At 36.4% G+C, this 18,435-nt stretch carries 9 protein-coding genes, 2 tRNA genes and 3 rRNA genes; 12 read left to right on the plus strand and 2 right to left on the minus strand.

Annotated features, from left to right (window positions below; genetic code table 11):
• Window positions 1-102 precede the first annotated feature (102 nt).
• From KJ849_01885 to rrf, 12 genes are all read left to right on the plus strand, one after another.
• The gene (locus tag KJ849_01885) at window positions 103-1,488 is read left to right on the plus strand and encodes an FAD-binding protein (protein ID MBU2599316.1); all 1,386 of its coding nucleotides are present in this window, start codon (window positions 103-105) and stop codon (window positions 1,486-1,488) included.
• 204 nt (window positions 1,489-1,692) lie between these two features.
• A complete protein-coding gene (locus KJ849_01890; GenBank protein ID MBU2599317.1) occupies window positions 1,693-5,250 on the plus strand; it encodes an alpha-amylase in 3,558 nt (1,185 codons plus the stop codon).
• 71 nt (window positions 5,251-5,321) lie between these two features.
• The gene (locus tag KJ849_01895; GenBank protein ID MBU2599318.1) at window positions 5,322-5,513 is read left to right on the plus strand and encodes a DUF2934 domain-containing protein; all 192 of its coding nucleotides are present in this window, start codon (window positions 5,322-5,324) and stop codon (window positions 5,511-5,513) included.
• 104 nt (window positions 5,514-5,617) lie between these two features.
• Window positions 5,618-7,168, plus strand: coding sequence for an FAD-binding oxidoreductase (locus tag KJ849_01900; protein MBU2599319.1), 1,551 nt, complete (start codon window positions 5,618-5,620; stop codon window positions 7,166-7,168).
• A 9-nt stretch (window positions 7,169-7,177) separates the two neighbouring features.
• The gene (locus KJ849_01905; GenBank protein MBU2599320.1) at window positions 7,178-7,624 is read left to right on the plus strand and encodes a CBS domain-containing protein; all 447 of its coding nucleotides are present in this window, start codon (window positions 7,178-7,180) and stop codon (window positions 7,622-7,624) included.
• Window positions 7,625-7,841: 217 nt separating this feature from the next.
• Window positions 7,842-9,740, plus strand: coding sequence for a hypothetical protein (locus tag KJ849_01910; GenBank protein ID MBU2599321.1), 1,899 nt, complete (start codon window positions 7,842-7,844; stop codon window positions 9,738-9,740).
• A 30-nt stretch (window positions 9,741-9,770) separates the two neighbouring features.
• Window positions 9,771-10,295 carry a nucleoside-triphosphatase gene (locus tag KJ849_01915; GenBank protein ID MBU2599322.1) on the plus strand — a complete coding sequence of 175 codons (525 nt, stop codon included), beginning with the start codon at window positions 9,771-9,773 and terminating at the stop codon, window positions 10,293-10,295.
• A gap of 214 nt (window positions 10,296-10,509) precedes the next feature.
• Window positions 10,510-12,094 (plus strand): 16S ribosomal RNA (locus tag KJ849_01920).
• A 400-nt stretch (window positions 12,095-12,494) separates the two neighbouring features.
• Window positions 12,495-12,571 (plus strand) — tRNA-Ile (locus tag KJ849_01925).
• Window positions 12,572-12,600: 29 nt separating this feature from the next.
• Window positions 12,601-12,676, plus strand: a tRNA-Ala gene (locus KJ849_01930).
• Between the two features lie 156 nt (window positions 12,677-12,832).
• Window positions 12,833-15,886, plus strand: a 23S ribosomal RNA gene (locus tag KJ849_01935).
• 53 nt (window positions 15,887-15,939) lie between these two features.
• Window positions 15,940-16,056, plus strand: a 5S ribosomal RNA gene (gene rrf, locus KJ849_01940).
• The 16S, 23S and 5S rRNA genes sit together here with 2 tRNA genes alongside, the layout of an rRNA operon.
• Before the next feature lie 83 nt (window positions 16,057-16,139).
• Here rrf and KJ849_01945 read toward each other — a convergent pair.
• Both KJ849_01945 and KJ849_01950 read right to left on the minus strand, forming a co-directional pair.
• The gene (locus KJ849_01945; GenBank protein MBU2599323.1) at window positions 16,140-17,105 is read right to left on the minus strand and encodes an ATP-binding cassette domain-containing protein; all 966 of its coding nucleotides are present in this window, start codon (window positions 17,103-17,105) and stop codon (window positions 16,140-16,142) included.
• 22 nt (window positions 17,106-17,127) lie between these two features.
• Window positions 17,128-18,090 (minus strand): ABC transporter ATP-binding protein, encoded by a 963-nt coding sequence (locus tag KJ849_01950; GenBank protein ID MBU2599324.1) that lies wholly within the window; start codon window positions 18,088-18,090, stop codon window positions 17,128-17,130.
• Window positions 18,091-18,435: the final 345 nt, after the last annotated feature.

The following is an 18,435-nucleotide window of genomic DNA, read 5'->3' on the forward strand; positions in this document are numbered from 1 at the left end:
AAGCAATGATTAAAGATAAAATTAATGAGATGATTAAGAATAAAATTGAAGGATATTAGACTTCAATCCTACCGATGACTGGACTTCAGGAAATATTAAGCAATGATTAAAGATAAAATTAATGAGATGATTAAAGATAAGATAAGGAATATTGTTGGAGAAGAAGATCTATTAACCTCTTATGAGGAACGTCTTTGTTATTCTTATGATGCTACGGGACAAGAATATTTAGCTGATTTGGTGACAAGGCCTACTTCCAAAGAAGAAGTTTCTCAAATAATAAGCCTTGCTAATCAAGAAAGAATTCCTGTTTATCCTCGAGCGGCGGCTACAGGAACCACAGGGGGGTGTTTGCCTACCAGAGGTGGAATTGTCATTGATCTTACCAAGATGGATAAGATTATAGAGATAGATACTAAAAATTTACTGGCTATTGTAGAGCCAGGAGTAATTACGGCTACTTTGCAATCAGAAGTGGAAAAAAGAGGATTATTTTATCCGCCCGACCCTGCCAGTAGTAAAACTTGTACCATTGGTGGCAATATAGCTGAATGCGCCGGTGGGTTGCGAGGTCTTCGCTACGGTACTACCAAAGATTATGTCTTGGGTTTAGAAGTAGTGTTACCTACGGGTGAGATTATAAATATAGGCAGTAAGACTTTAAAATCAGTGACTGGTTATAACTTAAGTCAATTAATAGTAGGCAGCGAAGGAACATTAGGAATTATAACTAAAGCTGTGCTAAAGCTATTACCCTTACCTGAATGTGTAAACACTATCTTAATAGCCTTTGAAGATAAAGGTGAAGCGGTGGTTACTATTAATGAGATTATTAACAGTAAGATTATTCCAGCTGCTTTAGAGTTCATGGATAAAACTTCTATTTGGTGTGTGAAAGAGCATTTTAAGATAAATGTGGAGAAGGTAGAAGCAATACTGATCGTAGAAGTTGATGGGAGAGTAGAGGTAGTAGAAAAAGAATTAAAGATGATCGAGGAGATTAGTAAGAAAAAAAAGACTAAGATAGAGATAGCCAGAAGTAGCCAAGAAAGAAAACAGCTCTGGTTAGCCAGAAAGTCTATATCTCCAGCTATTTATAAAATTTGTTTCACTAAAATTAATGAGGATATATGTGTGCCAAGAAGCAAGATAGAGGAGATGTTAGACAAGATTGAAGATATTTCCAAAAGATATCAGGTCAGAATGATGTCCTATGGTCATGCAGGAGATGGAAATTTTCATATTAATATCTTGACTGATAAAAGAATTAAGGAAGAGATGGAAAGAGTGGAGGAGGCGATTAAAGAAATATTTATTTCTACCGTAGAAATGGAAGGAACTTTATCTGGAGAACATGGCATAGGAAATACAAAATCTAAGTATTTACCTTTAGAGATTAAAGAGACAGAAATGGAGTTAATGAAGAAGATAAAAAAAATATTTGATCCTCACGGTATTATGAATCCAGGAAAAATATTTGAGTTTTAAGAAAAATAAGGTAGTATGATAAAGCTAAATCTTTTTATTGAAATTAACTTGGATGTAAGCATATAATACAATCTTATAGCATAGCACTTATTAATGAAAATTAGACATAAAAAGTTTAAGAAGTTTTAATTTAGAAAGCCATGAAAGAAGAAGTAGGTTTAAAAAAATAGGTTTAAAGAAGGAGTAGGTTTATAAAAAAAAGATATGATAAAAAGAGAATATATTCATCTTTCGAAGTTAAGTGAAAAAAAAACAAAGTTATTGCGGAGATACTTTCCTTTTGAATTTCATATTTCAAAAAAAACAAGAGAAAAGTATGGTTTTAATGAAAGTTTATTTTCTATTACTGGAAATGTAGTTTTGTCAAATACCCAAGCAGTTCGGCTATTTGCTTATCAGATAAATGAAAAAAGGGATCTTAAAAATCATCCGGAGCAGGCTGTCAAAGCTGGGCAACTAAATGCGATGGGGTTAATTGATGAAATCTTACATTATGTGATAGATGTTTACCAGGAACAGAGAAATCCAAAAGCATTTAAGAATAGTTTTGACTGGGTAAATGGACAATTTAATTTTGAGGTAATTAGTAAAACCTTAACTCAATTTATTGAATTATTTCCTCCACTTGTTGTCCACCAAGGTAAAGTTTTAGTTTGGGATTATATGAACGGCTTTACAGAAGGAACATCAAATTTAGAAATCGCTGGCGAAGAATTGTTACTTTTATTCTTGGCTAATAACAATCCAGCCTTCTTGCCTTTTATTGAATTGTTTGATGATACTGAATTAGCTAAGGATGTTCCTTATGAAGTATTGATAGGGTCAATTATTGATTTCTTTAAAACTCAGCCAACTTTTGGTCCTTTTAATCAGTTTTTGGTAGATTTGTTAAGAGCTCCGGTCGTGGCTTCACCTAACTCATTTACAGGTCAAATAGAGTATATTAGGGATAATTGGGGCTTGATTATTTCTCCTGAACTGATGCATAGAATTTTGTTAGCCTTGGATTTAGTGAAAGAAGAAGAAAAATTTGGTTTTTTTGAACCAGGGATTTCTTTAGTTCCTTGTTTTAAAGGATATGCCCTTAAGGAGTATGGATATGAAGAATTTGAAAGCTTTAGTCAAGATTTAGACTGGATGTCAAAGGTGGTCTTAATAGCTAAAAATGTCTATGTCTGGTTAGACCAGCTTTCTAAGAAATATAAACGACCAATTAATAGGTTAGATCAAATTCCAAATGAAGAATTAGATCTTTTAGCTGGTTGGGGTTTTACCGGACTTTGGCTAATTGGTTTATGGGAACGAAGTCCAGCTTCTCAAAAAATAAAGCAGATTTGCGGCAATCCTGAGGCCGTATCTTCAGCTTATTCTATTTATGATTATGTTACTGCCGGAGATTTAGGGGGAGAAGAAGCCCTTGAAGGCCTTAAATTTAGAGCTTGGCAAAGAGGTATTCGATTAGCTAGTGATATGGTTCCAAATCATATGGGAATTTATTCTAAATGGGTAATAGAACATCCAGATTGGTTTGTTCAATTAAATTACTCTCCTTTTCCAAGTTATAATTTTACTGGTCCTAATCTTTCTTGGGACGATCGAGTAGGTGTTTATATTGAAGATGGATATTGGACAAGAAGGGACGCAGCTGTGATTTTTAAGCGAGTTGATCATTGGACCGGAGATGTTAGATATATCTATCATGGTAATGATGGAACATGCATGCCCTGGAATGATACAGCTCAGTTAAACTTTTTACGAGCAGATGTTAGAGAAGCAGTAATTCAAAGCATTCTTCATGTAGCTCGTAACTTTCCTATTATCAGGTTTGATGCCGCTATGACCTTGGCTAAGAGACATTATCAACGATTATGGTTTCCTGCGCCTGGGGAAGGTGGCGATATTTCTTCAAGAGCGGGACTTGGTATGACAAAAGAAGATTTTGATAAAGTCTTTCCAAAAGAATTTTGGCGAGAGGTAGTAGATAGAGTAACTCAAGAAGTGCCAGATACCCTTCTCTTGGCTGAAGCATTTTGGTTAATGGAAGGTTATTTTGTTCGCACTTTAGGGATGCATCGGGTATATAATAGTGCTTTTATGAATATGTTAAAGATGGAAGAGAATGCTAATTATCGAAGCGTGATCAAGAATGTCATAGAGTTTGATCCAGAAATATTAAAACGTTTTGTTAATTTTATGAATAATCCTGATGAACAAACAGCGGTGGCTCAATTTGGAAAAGGTGATAAGTATTTTGGAGTAGCCATGATGATGGTGACGATGCCTGGTCTTCCTATGTTTGGACATGGTCAAATAGAAGGCTTTACTGAAAAGTATGGTATGGAGTATAGAAAAGCATATTGGCACGAAGAAGTGGATTGGGATTTAGTTCGTCGCCATGAGGCTGAAATATTTCCTCTTATGAAAAAACGTCATCTTTTTAGTGGGGTGGAAAATTTTGTCTTGTATGACTTTTACGCTCCAGAAGGTTGGGTAAACGAAGATGTATTTGCTTATTCTAATCGGGTGGGAGATGAAAAAGCACTGGTTATTTACCATAATAAATATGCTACGACTAAAGGTTGGATTCGTCTTTCTACGACTATGTCCATAAAGGGAGATAAGCCAGGAGAAAAAAGACTTATTCAAAAAAGTTTAGCCGAAGTTCTTGATATAAAGTTAGAGGAACGATATTTTTATATCTTTAAAGACTATAAAAGTGGTTTAGAGTATATTCGTCAAGGTAAAGAGTTAACAGAAAAAGGTTTATATGTAGAGTTAGAAGCTTATCAACATCATATTTTTTTAGATTTTAGAGAAGTGTGCGATGATGATTGTTGGTATTATGCTCGCTTAACAAGCTTTCTTAAGGGTGATGGTGTTTTTAATCTAGATGAAGCCTATAAAGAGATCTATTTTGAGTCTATTCTTATCCCTTTTAAACAAGTGATAAATAAAGGTATGCTAAAAAGATTGGCCGGGTTATGTTGCGAAACAAGTGATATTTTAGATAAAGAAGAGATCTTAACTCTTTTTAAACAAAATATGCAAGTTTTACTTGAAAAGATAAAAGAATTTGGATACGGCAGTGGTGATGAGATAGAAATTACCGGGGAAGTGATGAATCTTTTAGGAGCTATTTTAAAGATTGAAAGTTTAAACAGAGAAATGAAGGATCTCAAGGAATATGAAAAAGCAGTCAAATACTTAAATTCTAATCTTCATAATGAAGATAAGAATTATTTACCATTTTGGAGAGTTTTATTAAGTTGGCTTATTATTCAAAAATTAGGTAAGATCAAAGAAAAGTTTAATTATGAACAACAAAGTGCTTCTTGGATGGATAAGTTACTCTTTGGAAAAATAATTTTCCAGACTTTTAAAGAGTTAGGTTGCGAAGAGCAGACAGCCAAAAAACAAGTCTATCTTTTAAAGATCTTAACTAAATATCCTCACGGCTGCGACTCTTCAGAAGGTGATAAATTTGCTAAAATGCTAAAGATATTAGAAGATTATGAAGTGCGGGCATATCTAAATTTTAATTGGTATAAAGATACCCTTTGGTTTAGTAAAGAAGCCTTAGAAGAGTTAATGTATTGGTTATTTATTGTTTCAGTGGTTAATTTAATTTCTGATATATCGACAGATGAGAAAAGATTATCGGCTGAGATGACTAAAAGATATAAGACAGTTACTGAGATTCTTCATTTAGCAGAAAGTTCTGGTTATGATGTTGAGAAGATGGTGGAGATGTTTAAAGAGTAAAGTTATAAAAAAGGTAACTGGGCCTTATTTGCCCAGAGCCTGTTTACAAATTCAGAGAAAGGGGTAAGATTATGGCTAAATTAAAAAAGAAGTCTGCAAAAAAAGAGGAGGAAAAAGAGGAGGCAAGCTTATTAACTTCAGAGATGCTTTTTGATGAGGTTCAAAAAAAAGCTTACCAATTATACGAAGAAAGAGGTTGGCTTAATGGTAATGATTTAAACGATTGGTTTAAAGCAGAAAATGCGATTCTAAAGGAAAAATAAATTAAAGAAAGAAAAAAGGATCCGAAACAGTAATTAGAAAGAGCCATCTTATAGCTGATTCATTAAGAATGTAGATGGTTCTTTTGTTTCTGAGTGTTTTAAAAATGAAAGTCTTGAATAATCCCGAAACTATCCAAAATTATTTAAGTGACGAAAGCCACTATTTCCAGGCAAATTTAAAAGAAGTAAAGGCTATCTACTACCCAGAATTTGAAGAAGAAGTAAAAAAACTTATAGAAGAATTTAATAAAAAGAGATGCTTATGCACTATTTCTGGAGCGGGAACAAGCATTACTGGAACTCGAGTCCCTATGTATGGTGGAGTGGTAATTTCTACAGAGAAGGTGCTTAAAGTTTTACCTTTAGAAAAGTTTAAAGAGATTAACTTTTCTACCTTGCTGGGAGAAGTTACCATTTATCTCGATCAAGAAAATTTAGAAGCTTACTTACCGGCTGGTATTTCCCTATCTGTCTTATCAGAAGTTTTGCCACCAAATCTCTTTTATCCTCCCGATCCTACTGAAAAATCAGCTTTAATTGGAGCTACTGTAGCTACTAATGCTTCAGGGGGAAGAAGTTTTTATTATGGATCTACCAGAAAATGGGTAGAAGGGATAAATTTAGTCTTAGCGAATGGGGATTTTTTAAGATTAAATCGAGGTGAAGTCTTAGCTTTTAATGACTTATTTAATTTTAAGTCTCAAAGCGGAGAAAGCTATAGCTTTAAAATACCTTCTTATCATCTGCCTAAGACTAAGAATGCTGCTGGTCTGTATACTAAGAAGAATATGGATTTAATTGACTTATTTATTGGGAGTGAAGGTATTTTGGGGGTGATTACTCAAGTTAAGGTTAAATTATCTTCAAAGAAGAGAGATTTTATAGGAGATATCTCATTCTTTAACTTAGAAGAAGAGGCGTTAAGTTATGTCGATAAGTTAAGAGCGGTAAAAGATAAAGGAATCCTATCTATAGAGTACTTTGATCGCAATTCTTTAAATTTTATTAAAGAAAAGTTTCAAGAAATAAAAAGTAGCTACCAAGCAGGTGTCTTTACGGAAATCTATCAGGATGATGAAATCATGACCTTATTAAGTGAGATTTTAGAAAGCTCAAATGTTCAAGATGATTGGTTGGCTGATAATGAACACGAAATTTCAAAACAAAAAAGTTTTAGACATGCTCTACCTGAGGGTATTAATAGTTATTTAAAACAACATCAAAGTTATAAATTAGGAACTGATTTTGTAGTAGAGGTAAGGGAATTTCCTGAGATGATGAAGTTTTACCAAGAAATAGGAGAAAGATTCAAGAGTAGATTTCCCAGAGATGGTTTTCATTATGTCTTATTTGGTCATATTGGTGATTGTCACCTACACTTTAATTTTATTACTCACACTTCCCAAGAATTAGAGGTTGCCAAAGAACTTTATTTGGAGATGGCTTTAAAAGCTAATTACTTAGGTGGAACTATTTCTGGAGAGCATGGAGTAGGAAAGAAGATGGTAAGAAAAAATGACCACGACATCCCTTATTTACAACTAATGTATGGTCAGGAAGGTATTAGGGAGATAGCTAGAATAAAGAAGGTCTTTGATTCTCATTGGATCTTAAATGTTGGTAATATGATTCCCAGGGAAGTTAATCTTATTTAGAAGAAGAAAATGAAGGCAGTGGACATTATGACTAAAGAGGTAATTACGGTAAGGATTGAGACACCAGTTAAGGAAGTAGCCTTAGTTCTTACTAAAAATAGAATAAGTGGAGTTCCGGTAATAAATAGAGATAATGAAATGGTTGGTATTATTACGGAAGCAGATTTAATTGCTTTAGACAAGAATATTCATTTTCCTACCGCTATAACTATCCTTGGAGGAGTGATATATCTAAATAGTAAAAGTTTTGATCAGGATTTAAAAAAAGTAATAGCTACTAAAGCAGAAGATCTTATGACCAAAAAGGTAATCTTCGTAAGCAAAGAAACATCTCTTTCAGAAATAGCTACCATCATGAGTGAAAAGAGAATTCATCTCTTACCGGTAATAGAAAATAAAAAGATTATAGGCATTATAAGCAAAGCAGATATTGTCAAGACCATCGCTAATGAATGAAGGTAGCTATTTACCCAAGTGAAGAGCCTTTTCCGTAACTCATTGAAATGAATTTGCAATGAAGTTTTTTTAAAGAACACTTCAGTTGAATAAAGTGTTACGAATGAAGAATGTTTGTTGTTACTAGGCTAAAAAACTACCTTAAATCTTCTCAGATTCTCATCTTTCCTATCGTGTTGATACAATTTTTCAAATTTAAATTTACCTTGATAGACTTATGAATAAATATATTCTTAAATATTTAATCTGGTTATCTTTGCTCTTGATCATTACCGTTAACTTACATGCTCGTCCTTGGTGGGAAGTGTTTTTTACAGAAGGAGGTTTAGGAAATAGTCAAAGTTCTCCTTTGGTTTCAAAAAAGATAATCAAGCTCATAGAAGGAGTACCGGCAGATGGTTATATCTATGTGGCTATGTATAATTTTAGCCAGAAAGACATTTTAGGGGCTTTAAACACTGCGGCCAATAGAGGAGTAGATATCAAGATAATCTTTGACCAAGACTGTAAATCTTGGAATCCTGGGCCTTTGGGATTAAACAAGAATGTGAAATGGGGACTAGAGAAAAGTGATTCAGACGAGATGCACCATAAGTTTGCTATCTTTAATGGGGAATGTATTTGGACCGGTGGAGCTAACTGGACAGGTTCTGGTACCTCTACTAACGATGATAATGCCATGCTTATTTATGATCCGACCTTAGTGGCTAATTACCAATCCGAATTCTTCGAGATGTGGGGAGGCGGCCTTACAGACCAAGGAATTTGTTTGGGGAATTTTAAAGAAAATAAGATTAATAAAGTTACTCATATTCATTCATACCATAACTGTCTTATCGAAAACTATTTTTCTTCTGGTAAAGCCTTAGAAGGACCTCAAGAGTATATCCATAATCTCTTAATTAATACCCAAGAAAGTATCTTTTTTATGGCTAATGTTTTTACTACTTCCTTAAAGTTTCATGAGGATTTAATTAATCTTCATCGTCAGGGAAAGATAGTCGAAGGAATATTCGATCCTCAAACAGCCCAATTTTCTAATTCTGCTTATCCTGATTTAAATGAGGCCTTGATAGAAGTAAGGGTGAGAAATACTTCCAATAAGATGCACGCTAAAGTCTTTATTATAGATCAAGAGCTGGTTGTTACTGGGTCTTATAATTGGAGTTACTCCGCCGAGAACAAGAATGACGAAAATTCTCTCTTGGTGAGAAATGAAGCCTTGGCCAGGGAATATCTTAAAAAGTTTCACCAGCTTCAAAGATACTCCACCGATGAGTTGCCAATTTCACTTTCTCCCCATAAAGACACTTCCTTACCTCAGGTGGAGAGTTTTAGAGCTTATCAAGTAAATAATGATATTACTTGCGAGTGGAGTCCCACTCCAGAAACAGTAGCTGATTTCTCGAGATATTATCTTTTTTTAAGCAAACATCCCATTAAGACAAACTTTGACATAGGTGATGGTCTTGATGATGACGGTGATGGACAGATAGATGAAGATCCTCTTGGTGACTTTAACGAAGATGAAAATCTCGATGATGACCTCGATGGAAGAATAGATGAAGATAGAAACCTTCGCCCGGTAAAAGTCGTGAAGAATAGAGCAACTAATAAGATTAATATATCTTCTCAAGAATTATACAAAGATGAACCATTAGAAAAGAAGGTTAATTATTATCTGGCTATTGTGGCGGTGGATAAGCAAGGAAATGAGTCTATTTTAAATCAAACTGGACCATTACAGATTACAGAAATTACGGAACCTGTTGATGATTCTCCGGTAACTCTTCTTCCAAGTCCACTTAGTCTCTATAATTATCCAAATCCAATTAACTTAAAGACAGAAAATTATACCACTATAAAATATATCTTACCAAAAGATGCTAAAAAAGTAGATTTAAAACTATATAGCCTATCAGGAGAACTTATCAGAAAGTGGGATAAAGGAAGTAAAGCTAAAGGAACATATCAAGATATCATTTGGGATGTAAAAAATAGAGATGATCAATTGGTTACTGGTGGGATATATACCTTGCTTTTTAAAGTAGAATACGAAGATGACCAAAAGGATATAGATATAAAGGTAAATAAGGTGGCGATAATTAATAAATAAATTTATTCTTAACGTTTTTTAGTAGAAGATATGATAAAAAATGTTTTAATCACTGGTTGGCCAGGTGTAGGTAAGACTACTTTAATTAAAGAAATAATTAGCGAGATAAAGATAATTCCTGCTGGATTTTATACAGAAGAGATAAGGGATGAAAAGGTTCGGATAGGATTTAAGATTAAAAACTTTAAAGGAGAAGAAGGCTTGTTAGCCCATGTAAATATTAAGAGTAATTATAGAATAGGAAAATATAAAGTTTCAGGAGATGATTTAGTCAAGATTGGCCTAAAGGATATTTATCGAGGAATTAAGAAGAAGGAGTTAATTGTAATAGATGAAATTGGCAAGATGGAACTCTTGTTTTTAGATTTTAGAGAAGCCATGATTTTAGCTCTGGCTAGTAGTTCTAAGGTTTTAGGGAGTATATCTTTAAAAGATAATAAATTTACCAAGGAAATAAAAGAGAGAAATGATGTCAAGGTAATAAACCTTTATCGAGAAAATTATATCTTAGTAAAAGATAATGTTCTGAAGATATTAGAGTTAAGTGGAATTTAAAAAAAAAATTAATATTTTACTTGACAATCAAATGGGAATAATTTATAAATATAAAATCTCTTAAAAGAGAAGTATATTCTATGCCTTGACAAAGTTATTTAAATATGGTATAGTTTGTATTGGTTAAGTCGTTAAAATGATCTTTGAAAACTGAATAGGTGGCCCTTAATAAAGTTAATGTCTTTTTCTTTTGAGTATTAAGGTAATTAAAAAATTAATTGAGAGTTTGATCCTGGCTCAGAACTAACGTTGGTGGTATGCCTAACACATGCAAGTCGAACGGTCAATATTAACAAAGGAGATAGCTTGCTATTTCCGGAGTTGATTTTGATAGTGGCGAACGGGTGAGTAATAAATAGGTAATCTACCCTTAAATTGGGGATAACACCTCGAAAGAGGTGCTAATACCGGATAATACAATGAGATCGCATGGTTTTATTGTTAAAGGTGACCTCTGCTTGCAAGTTATCGTTTAAGGATGAGCTTATTTCCTATTAGTTTGTTGGTAAGGTAATGGCTTACCAAGACTTTGATGGGTAGCCGGCCTGAGAGGGTGAACGGCCACACTGGGATTGAGATACGGCCCAAACTCCTACGGGAGGCAGCAGTGAGGAATTTTGCGCAATGGGGGAAACCCTGACGCAGCAATACCACGTGGGTGATGAAGGTCTTCGGATTGTAAAGCCCTGTCAAATGGAAAGAAAAGCTTGAGGTTAACACCCTCAAGACTTGACGGTACTATTAGAGGAAGTCTCGGCTAACTACGTGCCAGCAGCCGCGGTAATACGTATGAGGCTAACGTTGTTCGGATTTACTGGGCGTAAAGGGTGTGTAGGCGGTTTAGTAAGTCTGATGTGGAATCTAGAAGCTTAACTTCTATACGTCATCAGAAACTACTTAACTTGAGTACAGGAGGGGAGAGTGGAATTCCAGGTGTAGCGGTGAAATGCTTAGATATCTGGAGGAACACCAGTGGTGAAGACGGCTCTCTGGACTGTAACTGACGCTGAAACACGAAAGCATGGGGAGCAAACGGGATTAGATACCCCGGTAGTCCATGCTGTAAACGATGGATATTAGGTGTAGGAGATACGAAATTTTCTGTGCCGAAGTTAACACATTAAATATCCCGCCTGGGGAGTATGACCGCAAGGTTGAAACTCAAAGGAATTGACGGGGGCCTGCACAAGCGGTGGAGCATGTGGTTTAATTCGACGCAACGCGAAGAACCTTACCGGGGTTTGACATGCTTTTGAAAGCTTATAGAAATGTAAGTCCTCCAGCAATGGACAAAAGCACAGGTGTTGCATGGCTGTCGTCAGCTCGTGTCGTGAGATGTTGGGTTAAGTCCCGCAACGAACGCAACCCTTATCTATTGTTGCCAGTGGGTAATGCCAGGCACTCTATAGAGACTGCCAGTGTTGAACTGGAGGAAGGTGGGGATGACGTCAAGTCCTCATGGCCCTTATGTCCCGGGCTACACACGTGCTACAATGGTCTGTACAGAGGGCAACGAACCCGCGAGGGGGAGTAAATCCCAGAAAGCAGATCTCAGTTCGGATTGTAGGCTGCAACTCGCCTACATGAAGTCGGAATCGCTAGTAACCGCGAATCAGCAGGTCGCGGTGAATACGTTCCCAGGCCTTGTACACACCGCCCGTCACACTACCTGAATTGAATGTACCCGAAGTTGTTGTTCTAACCTGTAAAGGAAGAAGGCATCGAAGGTATGTTTAGTAAAGAGAGTGAAGTCGTAACAAGGTAGCCGTATCGGAAGGTGCGGCTGGATCACCTCCTTTCTATGGAGCTTAAATGCTTCTTGTTATTTCAAGTAAGACATTTACTTAAAAGAACACCTATTTAGTTTTGAGAGATTAAGATAAATCTAGGTCTTAGGTTTAGGATGGCAGATAGAAAGAAATGCCTAATATCCTATGATGATCTTATTTTTATCCACAAATATGGCTGAATAATCTAAGGTGGACGATAAAGGGGTTGTTATCTGAGAATCCTTAGATTACAAACAAGTCTAAAATTTAAGTATTTAAGTCCTGTCTTGGTTTTAAGCATTTATATTTTGGTCATTTGATATTATTTTGTGTTTTTTAGACTTATCTAATAAAATACTTACTATATTCTGTGAAGAGTCGAAATAACCAGCTAGAAATGGGAGATCTGCTAAGTAAGTATTGCATTAGAGGGCCTATAGCTCAGTTGGTTAGAGCGCACGCCTGATAAGCGTGAGGTGAGTGGTTCAATTCCACTTAGGCCCACCAGCATAGAATTGACAATTAATAATTGTATTGGGGGTGTAGCTCAACCGGGAGAGTGCCTGCCTTGCACGCAGGAGGTCAGCGGTTCGATCCCGCTCACCTCCACCAGAAAATTAATAGTATTTAGTTCATAGATAAAAGTATGAGCTAAAGACTGTTAATAAAACGGTTCTGTTAATAAAAAGGTTCTTTGACAATTTAATAGGTTAATGAGGTAATTAAAGCATCAAGTAAGTAATTTAAGTAAGTAATTTAAGATAATATGGTCAAGCAATAAAGGGTTTACGGTGGATGCCTTGGTGAAAGTTGCTGATGAAGGACGTGGTAAGCTGCGATAAGCCTCGTTTAGCTGCAAACAAGCATTAAAACGGGGATTTCCGAATGGGGAAACCTATTAGAAGTAATGTTCTAATACTTATACTTGAATTCATAGAGTATAAGGGACAACCGAGGGAAGTGAACCATCTCAGTACCTCGAGGAAAAGAAAACAAAAGTGTGATTCCGTAAGTAGTGGCGAGCGAACGCGGAAGAGCCTAAACTTTTTACATGTAAGCCTATACGCGTTGTGTAGAAAGGGTTATAGGGTTTAAGAAGGACAAAGTATAGCGAGTCCGAAGAAGGTTGTATCTTAACTGAATAGCACTGGAAAGGTTAGCCAAAGAAGGTGAAAGCCCTGTAAGTGAAAAGATATAACTAACTTTGTCTTAAATTCCTGAGTAGGATGGGACACGAGAAATCCTGTCTGAAGTTGGGAGGACCATCTTCCAAGGCTAAATACAAACTTTCAACCGATAGTGAACAAGTACTGTGAAGGAAAGGCGAAAAGAACTCCGAGAGGAGAGTGAAATAGAACCTGAAACCGTAAACTTACAAGCGGTAGGAGCACTATGCTTGAAGTTAGTTTACTAATTTCAAGAATGTGTGACTGCGTGCCTTTTGTATAATGAACCGGCGAGTTATTGAATGTTGCAAGGTTAAGTATCTAAGGTATGGAGCCGTAGCGAAAGCGAGTCTTAAAAGGGCGATAAGTAGCATTTAATAGACCCGAAGCTGAGTGATCTATCCATGGCCAGGGTGAAACGTATGTAAAAGTACGTGGAGGTCCGAACCTGCGGGCGTTGAAAAGTCTTGGGATGAGTTGTGGATAGGAGTGAAAGGCTAATCAAACTCAGTGATAGCTGGTTCTCCCCGAAATAGCTTTAGGGCTAGCCTCATAAGTTTTGTGATAGTGGTAGAGCACTGGATGGCTTAGGGGTATTAACCATGCTTCCAAACCCAACCAAACTCCGAATGCTGTCACATTTAATTATGGGAGTCAGTCTATGGGGGATAAGCTTCATAGACAAGAGGGAAACAGCCCAGACCATTAGCTAAGGTCTCAAAATTTGAACTAAGTGGTAAAGGCAGTAAAACTACATAGACACCCAGGATGTTGGCTTAGAAGCAGCTACCATTTAAAGAGTGCGTAATAGCTCACTGGACAAGCAGTTTTGCGCCGAAAATATAACGGGGCTCAAGTTCAATACCGAAGCTATGGATTTTAATAATTAATAATTTTAATAATTAATAAATTATTAAAATGGTAGGGGAGCGTTCCATAGTAGGTAGAAGGTAGACCGTAAGGACTACTGGACGAGATGGAAGTGAGAATGCCGGTATGAGTAACGAAAAAACAGGTGAAAAACCTGTTCACCGAAAGTCTAAGGTTTCCGTGAGCAAGGTTAATCCGCTCAGGGTAAGTCGGGCCTAAGTTGAGGCCGAAAGGCGTAGACGATGGACAATCGGTTAAAATTCCGATACCACCTTTAATCGTTATGAGCAATGGGATGACACAGGAGGATAGGTCAGCCTGCTGTTGGATTAGCAGGTTTAAACTCGTAGAGGAGCTTTTTAGGTAAATCCGGAAAGCTATTAACCTTGAGAAGTGAAGAGGATCTTTCTTCGGAGAGAGAACTGATTGATTCCAAGCTGGCAAGAAAAGTCTCTAGCCAGATTAAGGGTGCCCGTACCGTAAACCGACACAGGTAGACAAGGAGAATATCCTAAGGTGCTCGAGAGAACTCTCGTTAAGGAACTCGGCAAATTAGCTCTGTAACTTCGGGAGAAAGAGTGCCCCGAGTAAGTGAGAAGATTTACTCTTTAAGCTGAAAAGGGTTGCAGTGAAATGGCCCAGGCGACTGTTTACTAAAAACACAGGTCTCTGCTAAGTCGTAAGACGATGTATAGGGGCTGACGCCTGCCCGGTGCTGGAAGGTTAAGAGGAGAAGTTAGCTCTTAGTTTTAAGGGCGAAGCCTTGAATTGAAGCCCCAGTAAACGGCGGCCGTAACTATAACGGTCCTAAGGTAGCGAAATTCCTTGTCGGGTAAGTTCCGACCCGCATGAATGGCGTAACGATCTGGGCGCTGTCTCAACGAGAGACTCGGTGAAATTGTAGCATGAGTGAAGATGCTCATTACCCACGACTAGACGGAAAGACCCCGTGAACCTTTACTATAACCTGAGATTGAATTTGGATGTGGTATGTAGAGAATAGGTGGGAGGCAGTGAAACCGGATCGCTAGGTCCGTGGAGCCAATCGTGGAATACCACCCTTAGTATATCTATATTCTAACCTGCTCCTGTTTATCCAGGAGAGAGACAGTCTTTGGTGGGTAGTTTGACTGGGGCGGTCACCTCCTAAAAAGTAACGGAGGTATACAAAGGTTTCCTCAGTGTGTTTGGTAATCACACATAGAGCGTAAAGGTATAAGGAAGCCTAACTGCGAGACATACAAGTCAAGCAGGTGCGAAAGCAGGTCTTAGTGATCCGGTGGTTCTGTATGGAAAGGCCATCGCTCAATGGATAAAAGGTACTCCGGGGATAACAGGCTTATCTCCCCCAAGAGTTCACATCGACGGGGAGGTTTGGCACCTCGATGTCGGCTCATCGCATCCTGGGGCTGAAGAAGGTCCCAAGGGTTTGTCTGTTCGCCAATTAAAGCGGTACGTGAGCTGGGTTTAGAACGTCGTGAGACAGTTCGGTCCCTATCTGTCGTGGGCGTTGGATATTTGAAGAGGAGCTGTCCATAGTACGAGAGGACCTGGATGGACAAACCTCTAGTGTACCAGTTGTCTCGCCAGAGGCATTGCTGGGTAGCTATGTTTGGAATGGATAACCGCTGAAAGCATCTAAGTGGGAAGCCAACCTCAAGATTAGATATCCCTCCACTTAAGTGGACTAAAGATTACTGGAAGATTACCAGTTTGATAGGTTGCAGGTGTAAGTATGGTAACATATTAAGCTGAGCAATACTAATAAATCGTGAGGCTTGACCATATTATCTTAGATTACTTTTATGTTTTATATAATTTAATAATAAGTTAATTTATCCCGGTGATTATAGCGAAAGGGCCACACCTGATCCCATTCCGAACTCAGAAGTTAAGCCTTTCAGCGCCGATGGTACTGCATTGGAGACGATGTGGGAGAGTAGGATGTTGCCGGGATTTTTTTTGTCTAAATTTACTACCCGGGCTAATTAAAGTTTTTTAAAGAACCAAAATATTTAAGATGATAATTGGTGGGGGTTTTATAAATAGAGATGGCAACTTACCAGATGTTGGGGAGCAGTTTCTACTAATTCTGGAGAAAACTTTAGACACTTATCGTTTTTGAGGTTACATCGAGGATGAAAATGACAACCAAAAGAATAATTGCTCTGGTCTAAAATACTATTTTTCAACTTCTTTTTTGGCTTTATGGTGGGATCAGCTATAGGAAGGCAAGAAAGAAGTAATTTAGTGTATGGATGTAAGGGGTGATGGCAAAGTGCTTTGTAATCAGCCATCTCTATAATTTTTCCTAAATACATCACGGCTATACGATGACTAATATGTTTTACTATAGAAAGATCATGAGCAATAAATAAGTAAGTTAAATTTAATTTTTTCTGTAAGTTTTTTAAGAGATTGATTATTTGGGCTTGCGTAGAAACATCTAAGGCTGAGACTGGTTCGTCGCAAATAATAAACTTAGGGTTTACAACTAAAGCTCTGGCAATAGCAATTCTTTGACGTTGTCCTCCTGAAAATTCGTGAGGGTATCTTTTTGTATACTCAGGAGAAAGTCCTACGGTTTTTAAAATTTCTGAAACCTGATCGTTTAATTCTGATTTATTAGCTACTAATTTATGAATCTTTAATATTTCCTTCAACATAGAGCCTATAGTGATTCGAGGGTTTAAAGAACTATAGGGATCTTGAAAGATAATCTGCATGTTTTTACGTAAACTTTGGAGATTTTTACTACCTAATTCAAAAATATTCTTACCTTCAAAATAAACTTGACCATCTGTTTTATCCATGAGACGAAGAATTAGTCTTCCCGTGGTAGTCTTGCCACAACCAGATTCACCTACCAGTCCCAATGTTTCTCCTTTTTTAATATTAAAACTTAGGCTGTCTACAGCTTTAATATAACCAGTGGTTTTTAAAAATACACCTTTTTTTATGGGAAAGTATTTCTTTAGATCTTTTACTTCTAATAAAATATCCATTTTATATCTTAATATTTAAAAATTAGTACTTCCAACAACGGACTGAGTGATCAGGAGAAATTTCTCTCAAAGATGGCTTTTTTATATCACAAGGTGATATTTTTTCTTTACATCGAGGTGAAAATCGACATCCCTTAGGAAAGTTAATCGCATTAGGAATAACTCCTGGAATAGTATCTAAATATTCTTTTTCTTGGTAAATAGAGGGGATAGATTTAAGCAATCCCTTAGTATAAGGATGAAGAGTTTCTTTATAAATATTAATAGTAGAGCTAGACTCAATTATTTCTCCCGCATACATAATAGCTACATAATCTGCAAACTGAGCAATGATGCCTAAATTATGAGTAATAAAGATAATCGACATCTGAAACTTGATTTGGAGTTCTTTAAGTAAATCTAATATCTGGGCTTGAACAGTGACATCTAAGGCGGTAGTTGGTTCGTCAGCAATTAAGAGAGAAGGATTACAAGAAAGAGCCATCGCGATCATAATTCGCTGACACATTCCTCCAGAAAATTGATGAGGATAATCATAGATTCTTTGTTCTGGATTAGAAATTTTCACTAGTTTTAACATTTCTATAGTCTTTTCTAAAGCTTCTTTTTTTTTGATGTTTTGATGGGTTAGCATTACCTCTGATATTTGATTGCCTATAGTATAAACTGGATTTAAGAAAAACATAGGTTCTTGAAAGATTAGGGAAATTTCTCCGCCTCTAATTCTTTGAAGTTCTTTTTCTTTTAAAGCCAAAATATTTCTTTCTTTATAAAGTACCTTTCCTTTGGTCGTACAACCAGAATGATCGGGGAGTAATCTCATTATAGAAAGAGCGGTGACTGTTTTTCCACAACCAGATTCACCAACTAATCCTAACGTTTCTCCTTTTTTTAAGCTAAAACTTACATCATCAACAGCCTTGATTACTCCTTGATTTATATAAAAATAAGTCTTTAAATTTTCTATTTCTAAAAGGTTCTTCATAGTTTCTTTAACAAGAACTCATCTTTTTATTTTCATTAAAGATATCATAAGTTATACTCAGGTTATTGTCAATAAATTCCATAATTAGAATTGCTGGATATAAACAGATGGAAAAAAGAATATCTTCTGGTTGATACAAAAGGGGACATTTCTATTTAACGGAAAATAGGACATTTCTATTTGTGGCTAACAAGATCAAGCTAAAATATGTAATACCAAAATGAAAATGTCCTAATCTGGCAAAATGAAAATGTCCTGTTTAAGGATGTAAAATATCCCTCAAAAAAGGAGGGAGAAATGGAAGAAAAGGACATTTTCGAAATGAGCAAAAAAGAGTGGGCAAGA

Source organism: bacterium (assembly GCA_018830565.1).
In the GTDB taxonomy this organism is placed as follows: Bacteria; UBA9089; JAHJRX01; order JAHJRX01; family JAHJRX01; genus JAHJRX01.

Bases quoted from the DNA above. Each gene is read 5' to 3' on its own strand.
- KJ849_01885 (MBU2599316.1), top strand. From the start codon at position 103: ATGATTAAAGATAAAATTAATGAGATGATTAAAGATAAGATAAGGAAT.
- KJ849_01890 (MBU2599317.1), top strand. From the start codon at position 1,693: ATGATAAAAAGAGAATATATTCATCTTTCGAAGTTAAGTGAAAAAAAA.
- KJ849_01895 (MBU2599318.1), top strand. From the start codon at position 5,322: ATGGCTAAATTAAAAAAGAAGTCTGCAAAAAAAGAGGAGGAAAAAGAG.
- KJ849_01900 (MBU2599319.1), top strand. From the start codon at position 5,618: ATGAAAGTCTTGAATAATCCCGAAACTATCCAAAATTATTTAAGTGAC.
- KJ849_01905 (MBU2599320.1), top strand. From the start codon at position 7,178: ATGAAGGCAGTGGACATTATGACTAAAGAGGTAATTACGGTAAGGATT.
- KJ849_01910 (MBU2599321.1), top strand. From the start codon at position 7,842: ATGAATAAATATATTCTTAAATATTTAATCTGGTTATCTTTGCTCTTG.
- KJ849_01915 (MBU2599322.1), top strand. From the start codon at position 9,771: ATGATAAAAAATGTTTTAATCACTGGTTGGCCAGGTGTAGGTAAGACT.
- KJ849_01945 (MBU2599323.1), bottom strand. From the start codon at position 17,105: ATGGATATTTTATTAGAAGTAAAAGATCTAAAGAAATACTTTCCCATA.
- KJ849_01950 (MBU2599324.1), bottom strand. From the start codon at position 18,090: ATGAAGAACCTTTTAGAAATAGAAAATTTAAAGACTTATTTTTATATA.